Here is a 17,597-nt window from a genome sequence, read left to right on the forward strand (position 1 = left end):
ATTCTTTTAAGTGTTTAAAGTGAATTCAAAAACGCCAGCAGCGCGGCACGCTGCTCGGCATTGAAAGACAAAACCTGTTGCTGCGCCGCTTGGGCTTCGCCGCCATGCCAGAGCACGGCTTCGAGCAGGTTGCGGGCGCGGCCGTCGTGCAGAAACTGAGTGTGACCGCTGACCGCCTGCGTCAGACCGATGCCCCACAACGGCGGGGTGCGCCAGTCGCGACCGCTGGCCTGGAATTCGGTGCGGTTGTCGGCCAGGCCTTCGCCCATGTCATGCAGCAGCAGATCGCTGTACGGGCGAATCACTTGATTGGCCAGTTCAGGTTCGGCCGCGTCGGCAGCGGTGGTGTATTTCGGCGTGTGACAGGACTGGCAGCCAGCCTGGAAAAACAGATTCTTGCCGGCCAGCACCTGTGCGTCGTTGACGCCACGGCGTGCGGGAACAGCGAGGTTGCGGCTGTAGAACAGCACCAGGCGCAGGATGTTGTCACTGACTTCAGGTTCGCCGTCCGGGCCATTGCCGTTCGGTGCCTGTTTGCAGGCGATTTGCGCGTCGGTGCAGTCATCAAACGGTCTCAGGCTCGTGGTGAGGCCCATATCACCAGAAAACGCGTGAACATTTTGTTGATTGAGGTTCGGTTGGCCGGCTTTCCAGCCAAATCGGCCCATCACTGTCTTTTGCTGTGCGTCATCCCAGACCCGGTTTGGTCGACCGTTGATGCCGTTGTTTTCTTTGGCTTGCGCGGCAGCGTTGGCGAGGATTGCTTCTTCGGGGATGGCTTCGAGCAGGCCCAGACCGATCATCGGTGGCGCAACGCGTGCGGAGAAGCGTGTATCCGGGTGCATCGGGCCGTAACCGAGCTGAGTGATCTGCAGGACCGGTTTGCGCAGCTCGATTTCGGTGCCGTCCTTGAAGCGCACCGGCACGGGCGTGTAATCGACTCGCACCTTGCCTTCCGGTGCGACACCGGGCACGGCCATGTCCTGGAACTGCCCACCGTAAACCGGCTCCGGCACGACGCCGACTTGCTCGATCAATCTGGCGTACTGCGGCGCATCGGGAATCGACAGACGCACCAGCATCGATACGGCGTTGATCGCATCCGGCGTCGGCGGATGGCCGCGCCCGTCCTTGATGTGACAGCCCTGGCAAGCGTTGGTGTTGAACAACGGGCCGAGGCCATCGCGAGCGGTGGTGGTCGACGGGGCGATCACCCAGGGGCTGCGAAAGAAACTGTTGCCGACGCTGAAGTCCACCCGACGTGAAGGTGGCAGGTTCGCCGAGGGCAGGGAAAACGCGTTCTGATCCGTCTTGCGTACGGTCGCGGCACCGCCGGAGCGGGCTTCGCCGGGCTCGGCCTTGGTGAAACGCGGGGCGTCATCGCAGGCACTCAGGCCAAGGGCCAGAAACAGTGCGGACAAGCGAAGAGGCAGCGAGGGCATCAGACTTCCTGCAAGAAGGGCAAAATCAAAGGCGCAAAGTCTAACAGGGCGAGGGGGTTTGAATAAGAGGAATTATCGTTTGCTTGATACAGGGCAACGGTTTCACAAATCTTAAGACTGGGTGTAAACCTTGTGGGAGCGAGCAAGCTCGCTCCCACAAGTTTATGTATATGGCGGAAATGAAAAAGGCGACCCTGAGGTCGCCTTTTTCAGTCAGACAGCTTTGATCAGAACTCGTGATCGGCGTTGTCCGGGTTCAGATCGCTGATCCCCAGCTTGCCGGCCGCCGTTTCGATCGAACCGGTCTGCTTGACCAGCGATGCGATGGCGTCACGGACGATCTGGTTGCCAGCGGTGTTGCCGGCGGCGATCAACTGGTCGTAGTGCTCACCCTTGTTGGCGTGATCGACCATGACCTGGATCTTGGCTTCGGTAGCGGCCAGATCGGCTTTCAGCGCAGTGTCGGCAGCCGGGTCAGCCTTGGCCACCAGCGACGACAGGCTGGCGCCGGTCATTTTGGTGCCGTCGACGCGGGTGTACTCGCCCAGGTAAACGTTACGAATGCCTTTGGCATCGTAGAAGTGCGAGTTGTGGGTGTTGTCGCTGAAGCAGTCCTGTTCGTCTTCCGGGGAGTTCGCTTCCAGGGACACCTTCATGCGCTCGCCAGCCAGCTCGCCCAGGGACAGGCTACCCATGCCGAACAGCATTTTGCGCAGGCCGCTTTCAGCCGGTTCGGCTTCCAGGGTGGCGCGGTAGTTGTCGGCCACGTTCGGCTTCCAGTTGCCGACCATTTCTTCCAGGTCGCTGACCAACAGTTGGGTCACGGCTTTCAGGTAGGCACGACGACGATCGTTGTGACCGCCAGTGGCGCCGGCACCTTCCAGGTAGTCCGATGCCGGACGGTTGCCGGCGCCAGGGCCGGTGCCGTTCAGATCCTGGCCCCAGAGCAGGAATTCGATGGCGTGGTAGCCGGTGGCAACGTTGGCTTCGGAACCGCCCAGCTCGTTCAGGCTGGCCAGTTTTTCCGGAGTGATGTCCTTGACGTCGACCTTGTCTTCGCCGACTTGCACTTCAGTGTTGGCGATGATGTTGGCGGTGGCGCCCGGGTTGCCCAGTGCGTGTTCGTAGGATTTGTCGACGTAGTCGATCAGGCCTTCGTCCAGAGGCCAGGAGTTAACCTGACCTTCCCAGTCGTCGATGATGGTGTTGCCGAAGCGGAATACTTCGCTCTGCAGGTAAGGCACGCGCGCGGCAACCCAGGCTGCACGTGCGGCCTTCAGCGTGTCGGCGTTCGGCTTGGCAAGGAAAGCGTCGATAGTGGTCTGCAGGGTTTTCGCGGTGGATTCGGCATCGCTGTAAACGGCGAAGACCATGTCGGTGTAGTGCGCGACCACAGCCTTGGCAGCGGCTTCGTCGACTTTACCGGCAGCGGCAGGAGCCGACGGCGCGGCGGTGCTGGCGGCTGGCGTCGGCGCTGCCGGAGCGGCGGCCTTGTCTTTGCCTTCGCCGCAACCGGCGAGGGAAATAGCGATGGCCAGCAGACTGGCGGTAGCCAGAGGCATACGAATCATGGCGAACATCCTGCTTCGGTAATTGAGTGGACAGGCGCGGGGGTGCGCAAAAGCTGCGACATAATGCAAATCTTTCGCATTATGTGTAAAGGGTTGTGGCTGGAAATATTTCCTATTCGCGCGGGGTTTGCGCTGGATCAACGGCGCAGGCACGCCCGGCGAATCAAGCACATTGCCGGGCTTTGCAGAAAGCTGTCAGAGGATCGCCGCGTTGCTGCGTTGCGCCTGCTTGAGATAGGCGCTCAACTCTCGCGCCGGCAGCGGCTTGCTGTAGTGGTAGCCCTGACCTTCGTGGCAGCCTTCGGAGATGATGTAGGTCTCCTGCTCGGCGGTTTCCACGCCTTCGGCGATCACCTGCATGCCCAGGCTCTTGCCCAGTTGAATGATGGCGCGAACGATGGTCGCGTCATCGTCGTCATCCAGCAGGTCCTGGACGAAGCTCTTGTCGATCTTGATCTTGTCCAGCGGCAGACTCTTGAGATAACTCAGCGAGGAATAGCCGGTTCCGAAGTCGTCGATGGCGATCAGTGCGCCGGAGCGGCGCAGGCTCAGCAAGTGCTGGGCTGCGGTGCTGATGTCTTCCATCAGGCCGGTTTCGGTGACTTCCAGCTCCAGGCTGCGCGGCGGCAGGCGGTACATCTGCAACAGGTTGTTGACCACTCGCGGCAACTCGGCGTGGTGCAGTTGCACGGTGGACAGATTGACCGCGATCCGCAGGTCGACGAAACCCTGATCGTGCCATTCGCGCAGTTGCTTGCAGGCCTGATCCAGCACCCACTCGCCGATGGCGATGATCGTGCCGTTCTGTTCCGCCAGCGGAATGAACAGGTCCGGCGGCACCAGGCCATGTTCCGGATGTTGCCAGCGGATCAATGCCTCGACACCGACCACGCGGTGATCGCGGTAGCTGATCTGTGGCTGATAGACGAGGTAGAACTGATCCCGCAGCAAGGCATCGCGCAGGTCTTTTTCCAGCTCGCGTCGACGACGCATCTCGCTGTCGACGCTGGCGATATAGAACTGATAGCGGTTGCGCGAGCGGGTCTTGGCCAATGTCATGGTCTGCTCGGCTTTCTGCAACAGCTTCTCGGTGCTGTCACCGTCCTCCGGGAACAGGGTGATGCCGATGGTCGCGCGCAGGCGGATTTCCTGGTGGTCGAGGGCGAATGCCGCCTCCAGATCATCGAGGATGCTCTGCGCCAGTTCCGCCGCTTCGTAAGGTTGTTCGATGTCGGCCTGCACCAGGGCGAACTGGTCGCCACCGAGACGGGCGAGGGCACCGAGGCGGCCGCTATGGGCGCGCAGGCGATCAGCGAGGGCCAACAGCAATTGGTCGCCGGTCTGGTAGCTGAATTGTTCGTTGATGCCCTTGAAGTCATCCAGCCCGACGCACAACACCGCGACCCGGCGCTGCAGCTTGCCGGCGTCCACCAGAATCTTGTCCAGCTGTTGCTGCAATTGCTGACGGTTCGGCAGGCCGGTGAGGAAATCGTACTGGGCCATGCGCAGCAGGCTGTTTTCCGCTTCGTGGCGCAGATGGGTGTTGCGTTCGATGGATTCAAGCAACTGGTTGGCGGTGTTGATCCAGATGCCGAGTTCGTTCTTCTCGTGACCCTTGAGCTGCGGAATCTTGTGTTCGCTGGGGCGGTCGGGGTTGATTTCGGTGAGGTGTTCGATGATCCGCGACAGCGGCTTGGTCAGCAGCCAGTGGTAGACCAGGTACAGCACGAGGCCCATGGCTAGAGCGCGCAACACGCCGGAAATGAAGATGATCACCGAACTGACGATGAAACCCTGACCGTAAGTGGCGGTGTCGAGGGTGATGCTCAGGTCGCCATAATATTCGCTGTAGGGGCCGCGACCCACCAGTTGGGTGGTGAACGTGCGCTCCTGGCCGAGGATCAGGTCGGTCAGCCAGCGGCTGTTGGAGTGCTGCAACTCACGGGATTTCTGCGCGAGCATCGCTTCGTTGGGATGCCCGATGGAGGCCTGGCGCACGGCGTCGTCCTGGAACAGCCCTTCGATCACCTGCATGCCCATCTCCCGGTCCAGGCTGTAGACCGCCTGGGTGGAGGGATCGCGGAACATGTCGAGGATGCGTTCGGCATCGCCGGCGACGGCCTGGCGTGTTTTATAGGCATCGAAAACGATCTGCGCGCAGCTCAAGACCACGCCGACGATCAATGCCGACAGGAGCACGACCCGGAGCAACTTCACCGACAAGCTGTTCTTGAGTTCCAGCTTCAAAGGGTTATTCCTTGTTCCGTGCGGGTAGCGTCAAGTTGCCATGAGTATTGGCAATCCCGTGTTGGCAGTCAAAGGGACAATCGAGCCGCGGAAAATTTGTCCGTGGCCTTGGCCGAAATGCTGCTGCCTGGAGTATTTGCCCCGGTTGTACTGTGTCGGTAGTTTTGCTCTCCAACTTGAGGGGTATCGGACAATTTTTCCTCTGTTTGATGTTAGTCCGCTGTGGCTTGGGAGCAAGGGGACAAGGGCTGCTTTGAGTGTGGGAAATGGCCCTGTTTGCGATCAGATTCACCTTCGTGTTTTTCGCAGGCATAAAAAAACCCGGCAATAGCCGGGTTTTTGTCTGGCGCGCAGCTTAAGCGGTGAAGGTCTTGCCTTCGAACTGCTCGGCCACGAACTTCCAGTTGACCAGGTTCCAGAACGCTTCGACGTACTTCGGACGAACGTTGCGGTAGTCAATGTAGTAAGCGTGTTCCCAGACGTCGCAGGTCAGCAGCGGGGTGTCGCCGCTGGTCAGCGGGTTGCCGGCGCCGATGGTGCTGGCCAGGGCCAGGGAACCGTCAGCCTTTTTCACCAGCCAGCCCCAGCCGGAACCGAAGGTGCCGATCGAGGTTTTGCTGAACTCTTCCTTGAACTTGTCGAACGAACCGAACGCTGCGTTGATGGCTTCAGCCAGTGCGCCGGTTGGTTGACCGCCGGCGTTTGGCGCCAGGCAGTTCCAGTAGAAGGTGTGGTTCCAGACCTGAGCGGCGTTGTTGAAGATGCCACCCGAGGAAGTCTTGACGATTTCTTCCAGGGTCTTGCCTTCGAACTCGGTGCCTGGCACCAGGTTGTTCAGGTTCACGACGTAGGTGTTGTGGTGCTTGTCGTGGTGGAATTCCAGGGTTTCCTTGGAAATGTGCGGCTGCAGGGCATCGTGTGCGTAAGGCAGCGGCGGCAATTCGAAAGCCATGATGATTCTCCTAATCAGGTCTGTTGCGGTGAGCGCAAGGCCGATCACGGGCGGCCAGAAATGCACCGGCGAGTTTTTACTCTTTGCGGCGCAGGGTTCGGATCATAGCACCGGGGGTGCGGCATAACCACGCAACAACTGTGTGGGATAGAGGTTCCAGAGCAGTTTGGAATAAATCATGAAGCCATTATCAATTGCCCTGCCACCGTAAACATCATCACCGCCACCAACAGATCGAGAATTCGCCAGGTGCTTGGCCGCGCCAGCCACGGTGCGAGCCATGCCGCGCCGAACGCCAGGGTAAAGAACCACAACAGCGAAGCGCTTGCCGCGCCCACGACATAAGCACCGGGCACCGACTGTTGCGCGCCGAGGGAGCCGATCAGCAGCACGGTGTCCAGATAGACGTGTGGGTTGAGCAGCGTCACCGCCAGTGCGCTGAGCATCACCGCACGCAATGAACGCACGGTCTGGTTTTCACCCTGCTGCAGGCTCTGTTTCGAGAACGCCCGGCGCAACGCCTGGCTGCCGTACCAGATCAGGAACACCGCGCCGCCCCAACGAGCGACTGCCAAAAGCGTGGGGTTCTGCGCCAGCACCGTGGCCAGGCCGAACACGCCCGCCGCCACTAGTAATGCATCGCAGGCGACGCACAGCGCGGCGACCGGCAGGTGATGTTCACGCCGCAGGCTCTGGGCCAGGACAAAAGCATTCTGGGTGCCGATCGCCATGATCAGACCGAAGGCCACCAGCAGACCGTTGGTATAGCTTTGCCACATGACAATTACTCCGCGTTGGCTGCGAGATCGCGCAGCACTTGCATGGCGCGTTCGGCGTCGGCCTGACCGACGAACAAATGGTCGTGGTAATAGCCGGCAATCACGTTGCAACTGATACCGGCCTTGCCCAGTGCAGTGGCGAATGCGGCGGTCAGGCCGACGGCCTCCAGCGCCGAATGCACGTTCAAGGTGATCCAGGCCGCGACGTAGTCGAAGCTGAAACCGGCGCGTTCGGCGTGGGAGCGTTGCAGGATCACCGTCAGGCCTTCCTGTTCGCGGAAACTGCCCACGATTTCCAGACCGCTCGGCAACTGACCGTCGCGCAAGGTGCAGAACACGTATTCGCCGGCATTGAGCTGCGGGCTCATGCTGCGCAGCAGAGTGGTCAATGAGGTTTCGCCAGCCATGGGGGTGGTCCTTGATAAAGAGTGCTTGCTGGCTATTCTCCGGGCAGACGCTGTATAAGAAAAACCAATAGTGCTGATCGCTCATTAGGAAAACTGATGTTCGACTACAAATTGCTTTCCGCTCTGGCCGCCGTGGTCGAGCAGGCCGGATTCGAACGGGCGGCGCAGGTGCTGGGCCTTTCACAATCGGCGATTTCCCAGCGGATCAAACTGCTGGAAGCGCGGGTCGGCCAGCCGGTGCTGGTGCGCGGGACACCACCGTCGCCGACGGAAATTGGCCGGCGCCTGCTCAACCACGTGCAGCAGGTGCGTCTGCTCGAACGGGATTTGCAGACGCTGGTGCCGGCGCTGGACGAAGAAGGATTGCCAGAGCGACTGCGCATCGCGCTCAACGCCGACAGCCTCGCCACCTGGTGGGCCGCGGCGGTGGGCGACTTCTGCGCCGAGCAACACCTGTTGCTGGACCTGATCGTCGAAGACCAGACCGTCGGCCTCAAGCGCATGCGCGCCGGTGAAGTGGCGGCCTGCGTCTGCGCCAGTGAAAGGCCGGTGGCGGGCGCCCGCAGCGTATTGCTCGGGGCGATGCGCTATCGGGCGCTGGCCAGCCCGGCCTTCATCGAACGGCATTTCCCCGACGGCGTGCGGGCCGAACAACTGCCGCGCACCCCGGCGCTGGTGTTCGGCCCGGACGACTTTCTGCAGCACCGTTATCTCGCCTCCCTCGGTGTCGATGGCGGTTTCGAACATCATCTGTGTCCGTCGTCCGAAGGGTTTATCCGCCTGACCGAAGCCGGGCTCGGCTGGGGGCTGGTGCCGGAATTGCAGGTGCGCGAGCAACTGGAACGCGGCGTGTTGCGCGAACTGTTGCCAGATAAACCGATCGATGTGCCGTTGTACTGGCATCATTGGCGCAATGGCGGCCAGTTGCTGGGGTTGTTGACCGACCAATTGGTGCGTTCGTCGTCGCAATGGCTGGTGCCGTTGGACTGACGGCCAGCGTCAAGACTCACGAATCAGGCAAAACGAAAGACAGCGGAGCTCTACATGAAAATTCTGGTCACCGGCGCAAGCGGCTTCATTGGCGGACGCTTTGCGCGTTTTGCCCTGGAGCAGGGCCTGGACGTGCGGGTCAACGGTCGCCGGGCCGAGGGCGTCGAACATCTGGTGCGTCGCGGCGCCGAGTTCGTTCAGGGCGACCTGAGCGATCCGGAACTGGTGCGTGCGCTCTGCACCGACGTTGAAGCCGTGGTGCATTGCGCCGGCGCCGTCGGGCTGTGGGGACGTTATCAGGACTTTCATCAGGGCAATGTGCAGGTCACCGAAAACGTGGTCGAGGCCTGCCTCAAGCAACGGGTGCGGCGCCTGGTACACCTGTCGTCGCCGTCGATCTATTTTGACGGTCGCGACCACCTCGGCGTGACCGAAGAGCAAGTGCCCAAGCGCTTTAAACACCACTATGCGGCGACCAAGTATCTGGCCGAGCAGAAAGTCTTCGGCGCTCAGGAGTTCGGTCTCGAAACCTTGGCCCTGCGTCCGCGTTTCGTCACCGGTGCCGGGGATATGAGCATTTTCCCGCGCCTGCTGAAGATGCAGCGCAAAGGGCGTCTGGCAATCATCGGCAACGGCCTGAACAAGGTCGACTTCACCAGTGTGCATAACCTCAACGAAGCCTTGCTGAGCAGTCTTCTGGCGGCCGGTTCGGCGCTGGGCAAGGCCTACAACATCAGCAACGGCGCCCCGGTGCCGTTATGGGATGTGGTCAATTACGTGATGCGCAAAATGGAAGTCCCACAGGTCACCAAGTACCGGTCCTACGGACTGGCCTACAGTGTGGCGGCGCTCAACGAAGGCGCGTGCAAACTCTGGCCGGGACGTCCCGAGCCGACCCTGTCGCGTCTGGGCATGCAGGTGATGAACAAAAATTTCACCCTCGACATCAGTCGCGCCCGGCATTATCTGGACTACGATCCGAAAGTCAGTCTCTGGGCGGCCCTCGATGAGTTCTGTGGCTGGTGGAAGGCCCAGGACATTCGTTGATACCAAGTGCTGAACCCCGTAGCGGGTTGGGGGTCAATCCCTGCGGCTGCGGGGTTTATACTGCGCCGCAATCAGCCATTACCGAGTTTCACAAAGGTTGCCTCAATGTCCATGCGTAACGATGCCCACGACGACGATTTCGACGATGTTCCGAGCCTGCGCGCCGACACACTCGATGACGACGATTTCCCGACCACCACCCGCACCTCCGTGCATTCGCGCACACCGCCGGTGGTCAAGGTCAAGTCAGCCAGCACCGGGCCATTGTGGGCGCTGGTCGGCGCATTGTTCTTTGCCTTCATCGGTCTGGCCTGGTGGAGTTTCCAGCAGATCTCGCTGATGGAGCAGCAACTGGTGGCGACCCAGGAAAGCTTCGCGCGGATCAGTGAAGAAGCGGCGGGGCGCCTGCAGGACATTTCTGGCAAGGTCGTGGCCAGCCAGACCAACGTCAATACCGACAGCGAAGCGCTGAAACTGCAGATCAAGCAGCTGCAAAGCGCACTGCAGGATCAGAGCAAGCAGCAGCAAGGCGTTGCTGGTCAGGCGACGGATCTCGACAAGCGTCTGGCGCAGATGACTGCCCAGACCACTGAACAGCAGAACGCCAACACTCAGTTGCAGGCTCAGGTCAAAGCCCTGAGTGCAGAGCTGGCAACGCTGAAAAGCACGCCGGCCGACACCAGCAAGGTCGATGCCCAGCTGAAAGGCTTCGATGCACAGGTCAAGGGTTTCGATGCGCAGTTCAAGAGCCTCGGCGCCGACATCACGGCCCTGAAAAAACAGGGTGGATCTAACGCTGCGATCGACCGTCTGGAGCAGGAAATCGTCGTACTCAAAAGCGAGCAGGACAACCGTCCGGCCGCTGCACAGGGCGGCTCCAGCACCGCCGAGTTCGATGCGTTCCGTGGGCAGATGACCCGCAACCTCAACACCCTGCAGGCGCAGATTCAGAACCTGCAACAGCAGATCAACGCCCGGCCGTGAGCCCCTTTCTGTGGCGAGGGCGCTAACGCCCTCGCCACACACCCATCGCAACATTCAGAAGCGTTCTGAATATCCATACCTGCCTTCAGGCCGTCTACGCTCTTGAAACACCAACAAGAACGAGGGATGCGTCATGGGGTTTGTGCAAAAACTGGCCTGGCTCGGCGTGGTGCTGTTGTTGAGTTTCGGCCAGGCCAACGCGGCCACCACGGAAAAAGATGACAGCAAGGCCGCCATCGCCTTGCTGGAAAAGGCTCTGGCCTACTATCACGACAACGGCGACAAGGCGTTCGCGGCGTTCAGCCGCCAGGGCGAATTCGTCGACAAGGATCGCTACGTGTTCGTGGTCGATACCAAGGGCGTGATGCTCGCCAGCGGCGGGCCGTCCTCGGCATTGATCGGCCGGGACGTGAGCGAAGTGCTCGGGCCGGATTTGCAGAAAGCGTTCAAGGATGCGTTGAAAGTGCCGGAAGGCAACGGCATTCAGCAGGCCGAATACCGCTGGCAGAATCAGGCCGACGGCAAGGTCGAACGCAAGCATGTGTTCTATCAGCGCATCGGCCAGCGGATTCTGGCGGTCGGTTACTACTTGCCGAGAGCGTCTGCGGAGCAGGCGAAAGTCCTGCTGGACAAAGCCGCCACCGATTTGACCAAGGACGAAAAAGGCACGCTGACGGCGGTCAACTCGCTCAAGGGCGGCTACTTGCAGGACGACCTTTACGTGTTCGTGGTGGATCTGAAAACGCAGCGTTACGTCGCCCACGGCACCAACCTGCGGTTGATCAATACCGACTTCGCCAAGGTCAAGGACCCGGAAGGCAAACCCGTGGGCGAGCCGATTCTGGCGCTGATCGGCAAACAGGATGAGGGCGAGTACGAATACCGCTGGAAAAACCCGGTGACCGGCAAGGTCGAGGACAAACATGCCTACCTGAAGAAGGTCGGGGATTTCCTGGTGGCGGTCGGTTATTACAGCGCTTGAATGCACATCCCTGTGGGAGCGAGCTTGCTCGCGATGCAATGTGTCATTCACCAATATCGTCGACTGACACGCCCTCATCGCGAGCAAGCTCGCTCCCACAGGTCATGCGGTGTTCTACTGTCAGCGGGCGCCGTGTTCACGCCCGCGCAACAAACGGTTCGGCATGGCAATCGCCGCCGCCAGCCCGAGCAGCGACACCCCGGCGCTGACCATCAGCAAATGCCGGAACGTCACCAGCAACTCGGCGCGCAAGGCATTCTGCGCATCGCCGGGCGCCGCGTTCAGGCCATCGAGCAGCACATTGCCGGAATGACCTTCACCGATCAGCGAGGTGCCGGTCAGGTGGGCAAAACTGGAGTCCTGCAACAACGCCAGCAACAGCGCCGACATCAACGCCACGCCCACCGCACCGCCCAGAGAGCGAAACAGGTTGGTGGTGCTGGTGGCGACACCAATGTCCTTTTGCTCGACCGAGTTCTGTGTGCCGACCAGCGAGGTCGGGAACTGCATGCCGCCGGCGATACCGCTGAGCAGCATGAACAGGCTGCTGATCAGCGTCGCATCGGGCGAGCTGAAGGCCATGCCGAGGATCGAGATCGGCATCAGCAGCGCGCCGGTAAGAATCTGTGGTTTGTAGCGCCCGGTAATCGACGTGCGGCGTCCGGCGAAATATGCGCCGATCGGCAAACCCATCGCCAGCGGCAACAAGTGCAGGGCCGCGCTGTCAGCCCCGGCGCCGGTCACGCTCTGGAAGCGCAGCGGCATCAGCACAATCAGCGAGATCGCCTGGAAGCTGCAAAAGAAAATCGTGCACCAGCACAGCAGGGCGCTGCGGTTGGTGAACAGGTGCATCGGCAGCAACGGCTCCCGGGCACGACGCTCATGCCAGACGAACACCGCCAGCACCGCCACCGCGCAAGCGAACAGACCCAGCACTTCGCTGCTGCGCCACGCATGGCCCTGGCCAACCTGAGTGATGGCCAGCAACAGCGCCGTCAGGCCGATAATCATGAGCAGTGTGCCGAGGTAGTCGATGACCGGTTTGCGCTGGGGAATTGGCAGACCGACCAGATTGCGTCGCGCCACCCAATACGCGCCAAGGCCCAGCGGCAGGTTGATCAGAAACACCCAGCGCCATGACAGGTATTCGGTCATGTAGCCGCCGAGCACCGGGCCGGCAACACTGGCCACCGCGTACATGCTGGAGAAGTAGCCCTGATAGCGCCCGCGCTCTCGGGGCGGAACGATGTCGCCGATGATCGCCTGGCTCACCGAAATCATCCCGCCGGCGCCGATGCCCTGAAGGATCCGCGCCAGCACCAGTTGCTCCATGCTCTGGGCCATGCCGCAGAACAACGAGGCCAGGGTGAACACGCCCATACCGAACAGCATCAACTTTCGCCGCCCGTACAAATCACCGAGCTTGCCGTAGATCGGCACGGCCACGGTCATCGCCACCATGTAGCCGGAAATGACCCAGGCCAGCAGGCTGACATCCTTGAATTGCGCGGAGATGGCCGGCATGGAAACGGCGACGATGGTCTGGTCCAGCGCGCCAAGAAAGATCGCCATCATCAGCGCGACCAGCACGCTGCGAATGGCCGGTTTGGGCGTTTCGGGATGGTTGAGATTGGTCACGGGCAAAACCTGCGGGCAGTGAGGGTCCCGCAGATCGTCAGGCGAGCGGGGATGCTCGCCAGTGTAAGTCGGTAGCAGGCTATTCGATAGCCTCATAAGGAAGTCCGACGTAATTTTCTGCAATGGTTTTTTGACCGGCCTCTGAACTGACAAAGTAGTCCAGTTCCGAGGCGCTGATCCGCTGGCTGAAATCATCGTGTTCGTCGAAACGGTGCAGCATCGAGGTCATCCACCAGGAGAATCGCTCGGCTTTCCACACCCGACGCAGGCAGATTTCCGAATACTTCTCCAGCAAGTCAGCGCGCCCTTCGCGGTAAACCTTCAGCAGAATCCTGAACAGGGTGCTGACGTCGCTGGCCGCCAGGTTCAAACCCTTGGCACCGGTCGGCGGAACGATGTGCGCCGCATCCCCGACCAGAAACATACGCCCGTACTGCATCGGTTCGACGACAAAGCTGCGCAGCGGCGCGATGCTCTTTTCAATCGATGGACCGGTCACCAGCTTCTGCGCCAGATCTTCCGGCAAGCGTGATTTCAGTTCATCCCAGAAACGCTGATCTGACCAGTCGTCGACGTTTTCCTCGGCCGGCACTTGCAGGTAATAGCGGGTGCGGGTTGCCGAACGCATGCTGCACAGGGCGAAGCCGCGCTCGTGACGGGCGTAGACCAGTTCATCGTGAATCGGTGGCGTGTCGGCGAGAATCCCCAGCCAGCCGAACGGATAGACCCGTTCGAAGACCTTCAGGCATTCTGCCGGAATCGACTGCCGGGCCACGCCGTGGAAACCGTCGCAACCGGCGATGTAATCGCAATCGACGCGCCAGGTTTCGCCGTCCTTTTCAAACGTGACGAAGGCCTCGTCGCTTTTCATGCCACAGGGAACGACATGGCTGGCTTCGTAGATGGTCTGTCCGCCGGTCTCCCGACGAGCGGCCATGAGGTCGCGGGTGACCTCGGTCTGGCCATAGACCATCACGGTTTTTCCACCGGTCAGCGCCTGCAGATCGATGTGCACCCGACGCCCGTCGAGGGCCAGTTCGAAACCACTGTGGACCAGCCCTTCGGCGTCCATCCGCTGACTCACGCCAGCCTCGCGCAACAGCTCTACCATGCCCTGTTCAAGGACCCCGGCGCGGATTCGGCCGAGTACATAGTCAGGTGTCTGGCGCTCGATAATCAGGGTGTCGATGCCGGCGTTGTGCAGCAGTTGACCGAGCAATAATCCGGACGGACCGGCGCCGATGATGGCGACTTGGGTTTTCAGCGTTTTCATTGTTTTTATGACTCGCAAGCTTCACGCGACAACGGCCGGTGAATGATTTTCAGGATTCGAGTGCTTGCATTTTTCCCTTGCGGGTCTGTCAATTGAAGGTGAAAACTGAGCCGATACCTGTACATTCCGCCAATCGGTGCGATTATCGCCCGCAACCTTCGAGGCCTGGATTGAAGTGATGAACAAGCCTGACCTGCCTTCGATTCCGGTGTTCAAGCTCTACGGTGAAAGCCTGGACTGGCCGACCCCTGACTTGCTGCACTGTGAAACCATTTCCAAACGCAGCCGCGAACATCAATGGGAAATCAAACCCCACCGCCACGCCGATTTGTGCCAGTTGCTCTTCGTATTCAAAGGTCAGGCAGAGCTTGAAATCGAAGGCCAACGCACGCAACTGAATGAAACCGCGATCCAGATCCTGCCGCCGTTATCGGTGCATGGATTCCGATTTTCCGAGGACGTCGAAGGATTTGTCGTCACCCTGGCCACGCCGTTGATCAACCACTTGCAGGCGCAACTGGGCAACGCGGTGCAGGCTCTGGCCCAGGCCGAAAGCTACCCGGCGGGCAAGGACGCGGACTACCTCAACAGTCTGTTTGCCGCGTTGCAGGCCGAGTACAACGGCCATCAACCGGCGCGGGAAATGCTCATGCATTCGCTGGTCAGCGTGATCATGGTCTGGGTCAGCCGTCAGGCGATCCACCGCCACAACGCCACGCAACGCCCGCAGCGCCAGCGCGAATACCTCAATGGCTTTATTCAACTGGTAGAGGAGACGTACCGACAGCACGTCAAGGTCGAGGACCTGGCTCATCGCTTGGGAATTTCGGTCTCGCACCTCAACGGCACCTGCCGCGAACTTGCGGGGCAACCGGCGTTGCAGATCATGCATGAACGTCAGTTGCTGGAAGCCAAGCGTCTGCTGACGTACACCAGCATGACGATTTACGAGATGTCCGACGTGTTGGGTTTTTCCGATCCGACCAACTTCACGCGCCTGTTCCGGCGCCGGGTGGGGATCTCGCCAAAGGCGTTCCGCGACCGCTTGAAGGCCGAGCAGAACGACGACGCCTGACGTCCTGTATCAGCGCAGGGCGTTGAGGGTGGCGTTGTGAGGGATGCAGCGCTCGAAGTTGCAGCTCGCGTATTCACGGGGCAGTTGCCGCAACTGCTCCACGCGCCATGCCGCGGTGCCGTACAGCGCCAGCGTGGCCGCGCAGGTGATGAAAATCGCGAGGTATCTTCTTGTTCTGGTGCTCATGATCATGGCGTTGACCTCTGAACGAATACCCTTGGGTACTATTTTCAGCATAGGTCAGCGCCGTGGAGTTTCCAGCCGCGATGTAAACAGGTTTACAAGCCGACGTCCCATTGCGGGTTTTCGGGAAATCGCAATACCAGGAAATCCAGCATGCTACGCAGTGCCACCGGCATGTGCTTGCGCGAGGCGTACACCGCGTAGATGTTCATCCGCCGAGGCTCGGCGTGGGGCAGCAGACGCACCAGCTCACCGCTGTGAATGTGCACGCCGGCCTGATAGGTCGGCAGCATCGCCACCCCGGCACCGGCCAGTGTCGCGCGCAGCAGGGTGCTGGCCTCGTTGGCGCTGATGTTGCCCTGCACCGGCACCGACACCGGTTCGCCATCCTCTTCGAAATGCCACAGGCTCTTGCCGAAGTAGGAATGGGTCAGGCAATTGTGTCGGCTCAGATCTTCAACCCGCTGCGGCTGCGGGTGTTCTTGCAGATAGGCGGGTGCTGCGCAGACCACCGAGCGGCAGACCGTCAGGCGGCGGGCGATCAGGTTGGGGTCGAGGTCGTTGCTGGTGCGGATCGCCAGGTCGATGCGCTCGTCCACCAGGTTCACCGTGCGATCGAGCATTTGCAGGTCGATGTTGACGCCCGGGTAGCGCTTGATGAACGCGGCCATGGCATCGGCCAGTTGCGCCTGGCCGAACGAGGTACTGACGCTGATCCGCAGTAAACCCCGTGGCGCATCGTCGGGTTCGCTGACGGCGGCCTGCATGTCGCTGGACAGTTCCAGCATCTGCCGGCAGCGCGGCAGGATCTCGTTGCCGGCGGCGGTCAGGCTCAGTTTGCGTGTGGTGCGGTGCATCAGGCGCGCGCCGACCCAGTCTTCCAGTTCCGCCAGATACCGCGACACCACTGGCCGCGACAGGTCCAGATGATCGGCCGCCGCCGACTGGCTGCCAAGATCCACAACCGTGACAAACACCCGCATTGCTTGGAGACGATCCATGATTTGCCCGCTTTCAGAAACAAACTATGTTTAAGCATCGCATTTTTTGTAACGAGTCTGGCAACTAAGCTCTGTCCCATCGCCAAGCACGGCATACGAACAGCGGAGCAACCCATGATCGGCTTCACCACTCTCAAGCGCGTTTTACTGGCCACCGCCACCCTCGGCTTTGCTGCTCATGCGGCAGCCGCGAACCTGAGCCTTGATGTCTACAACCCGGGCACCAATGCGATCTTCCCGGTGACCTCGGTACTGGTCAGCGGTGAAAAGGATGCAATCCTGGTCGACGCCCAGTTCGGCAAGTCCCAGGCCGAGCAAGTGGTGGAAAAGATCCGCGCCAGCGGCAAACAACTGACCACCATCTACATCAGCCACGGTGACCCGGATTACTACTTCGGTCTCGACACCCTGACCAAGGCCTTCCCGAATGCCAAGGTGCTGGCCTCGCAGCCGACCGTTGATCACATCAAGCAAACCGTCGACGGCAAACTGGCGTTCTGGGGCCCGAAAATGGGCGCTGACGTGCCAGCCAAAACCATCGTGCCGAGCGTGCTCAAGGGCGACAGCCTGATGCTTGAAGGGCAGAAACTGCAGGTAGTCGGCTTGGAAGGCAAGCAACCGGATCGCAGCTTTGTGTGGATCCCTTCGTTGAAAGCCGTGGTCGGTGGTGTCGTCGTCGCCGAGAACATTCACGTGTGGATGGCCGACACCCAGACCGCGCAATCCCACGCCGACTGGCTGGAAACCCTGCACTCGATCGAAACCCTGAAACCGAAAACCGTGGTGCCAGGTCACTACTTGGGTGACAGCGCCCGTTCGCTGGCGGCCGTGAAGTTCACTGCCGACTACATCAAGGCGTTCGACGAAGAAACCGCCAAGGCCAAGGACTCTGCCGCGCTGATCGCCGCGATGAAGAAGCGCTACCCGAAACTGGGTGAGGAAAGCTCCCTGGAGCTGAGCGCCAAAGTCGCCAAGGGCGAGATGAAGTGGTAACCCGATTCTGAAAAACGCAGCACTCTCAAGCCA

16 protein-coding genes are annotated in these 17,597 nt (G+C 60.7%); 6 read left to right on the top strand and 10 right to left on the bottom strand.

The features are described 5' to 3' along the window. Positions 1-14: 14 nt before the first annotated feature. The 6 genes from JJN09_RS13785 to JJN09_RS13810 form a co-directional block, all read right to left on the bottom strand. Positions 15-1,442 carry a di-heme oxidoredictase family protein gene (locus JJN09_RS13785; protein ID WP_249490602.1) on the bottom strand — a complete coding sequence of 476 codons (1,428 nt, stop codon included), beginning with the start codon at positions 1,440-1,442 and terminating at the stop codon, positions 15-17. 227 nt (positions 1,443-1,669) lie between these two features. Next, positions 1,670-3,013 (bottom strand): imelysin family protein, encoded by a 1,344-nt coding sequence (locus JJN09_RS13790; protein WP_249490603.1) that lies wholly within the window; start codon positions 3,011-3,013, stop codon positions 1,670-1,672. A gap of 195 nt (positions 3,014-3,208) precedes the next feature. After that, positions 3,209-5,260, bottom strand: a complete 2,052-nt coding sequence (locus JJN09_RS13795) for a bifunctional diguanylate cyclase/phosphodiesterase (RefSeq protein WP_249490604.1) — start codon at positions 5,258-5,260, stop codon at positions 3,209-3,211. Positions 5,261-5,615: 355 nt separating this feature from the next. Beyond that, the gene (locus JJN09_RS13800) at positions 5,616-6,212 is read right to left on the bottom strand and encodes a superoxide dismutase (protein ID WP_042560704.1); all 597 of its coding nucleotides are present in this window, start codon (positions 6,210-6,212) and stop codon (positions 5,616-5,618) included. A 176-nt stretch (positions 6,213-6,388) separates the two neighbouring features. Continuing rightward, complete coding sequence (locus JJN09_RS13805; RefSeq protein ID WP_249490605.1) at positions 6,389-6,991, bottom strand: LysE/ArgO family amino acid transporter; 603 nt, start codon at positions 6,989-6,991, stop codon at positions 6,389-6,391. A 5-nt stretch (positions 6,992-6,996) separates the two neighbouring features. Next, entirely contained in the window at positions 6,997-7,398 is a 402-nt protein-coding gene (locus JJN09_RS13810) for an ACT domain-containing protein (protein WP_249490606.1), read from the bottom strand. 96 nt (positions 7,399-7,494) lie between these two features. Between JJN09_RS13810 and JJN09_RS13815 the strand changes: the two genes are divergently transcribed. The 4 genes from JJN09_RS13815 (at position 7,495) to JJN09_RS13830 (ending at position 11,401) form a co-directional block, all read left to right on the top strand. After that, on the top strand, positions 7,495-8,388 hold the full coding sequence (locus tag JJN09_RS13815) for a LysR family transcriptional regulator ArgP (protein ID WP_249490607.1): 894 nt from the start codon (positions 7,495-7,497) through the stop codon (positions 8,386-8,388). 54 nt (positions 8,389-8,442) lie between these two features. Next, entirely contained in the window at positions 8,443-9,435 is a 993-nt protein-coding gene (locus JJN09_RS13820) for an NAD(P)-dependent oxidoreductase (RefSeq protein ID WP_249490608.1), read from the top strand. Between the two features lie 105 nt (positions 9,436-9,540). Beyond that, on the top strand, positions 9,541-10,419 hold the full coding sequence (locus tag JJN09_RS13825; protein ID WP_249490609.1) for an ATPase: 879 nt from the start codon (positions 9,541-9,543) through the stop codon (positions 10,417-10,419). 133 nt (positions 10,420-10,552) lie between these two features. After that, positions 10,553-11,401 carry a cache domain-containing protein gene (locus tag JJN09_RS13830; protein WP_249490610.1) on the top strand — a complete coding sequence of 283 codons (849 nt, stop codon included), beginning with the start codon at positions 10,553-10,555 and terminating at the stop codon, positions 11,399-11,401. A 120-nt stretch (positions 11,402-11,521) separates the two neighbouring features. On the opposite strand, the gene JJN09_RS13835 is transcribed toward JJN09_RS13830, so the two are convergent. Then, positions 11,522-13,039, bottom strand: a complete 1,518-nt coding sequence (locus JJN09_RS13835) for an MDR family MFS transporter (RefSeq protein ID WP_249490611.1) — start codon at positions 13,037-13,039, stop codon at positions 11,522-11,524. Positions 13,040-13,118: 79 nt separating this feature from the next. After that, positions 13,119-14,312, bottom strand: coding sequence for a 4-hydroxybenzoate 3-monooxygenase (gene pobA, locus JJN09_RS13840; RefSeq protein ID WP_249490612.1), 1,194 nt, complete (start codon positions 14,310-14,312; stop codon positions 13,119-13,121). Between the two features lie 178 nt (positions 14,313-14,490). On the opposite strand from pobA, the gene JJN09_RS13845 reads away from it, so the two are divergent. After that, on the top strand, positions 14,491-15,387 hold the full coding sequence (locus tag JJN09_RS13845) for a helix-turn-helix domain-containing protein (protein ID WP_249490613.1): 897 nt from the start codon (positions 14,491-14,493) through the stop codon (positions 15,385-15,387). A gap of 9 nt (positions 15,388-15,396) precedes the next feature. On the opposite strand, the gene JJN09_RS13850 is transcribed toward JJN09_RS13845, so the two are convergent. Together JJN09_RS13850 and JJN09_RS13855 are read right to left on the bottom strand one after the other, a co-directional pair. Further along, positions 15,397-15,573, bottom strand: a complete 177-nt coding sequence (locus JJN09_RS13850) for a hypothetical protein (protein ID WP_167443786.1) — start codon at positions 15,571-15,573, stop codon at positions 15,397-15,399. A gap of 92 nt (positions 15,574-15,665) precedes the next feature. Next, positions 15,666-16,571, bottom strand: coding sequence for a LysR family transcriptional regulator (locus JJN09_RS13855; protein ID WP_249490614.1), 906 nt, complete (start codon positions 16,569-16,571; stop codon positions 15,666-15,668). 114 nt (positions 16,572-16,685) lie between these two features. Between JJN09_RS13855 and JJN09_RS13860 the strand changes: the two genes are divergently transcribed. Beyond that, positions 16,686-17,564: an MBL fold metallo-hydrolase gene (locus JJN09_RS13860; RefSeq protein WP_249490615.1), complete on the top strand. Its 879-nt coding sequence runs from the start codon at positions 16,686-16,688 to the stop codon at positions 17,562-17,564. Positions 17,565-17,597: the final 33 nt, after the last annotated feature.

It is taken from the genome of Pseudomonas sp. HS6, from assembly GCF_023375815.1.
In the GTDB taxonomy this organism is placed as follows: Bacteria; Pseudomonadota; Gammaproteobacteria; order Pseudomonadales; family Pseudomonadaceae; genus Aquipseudomonas.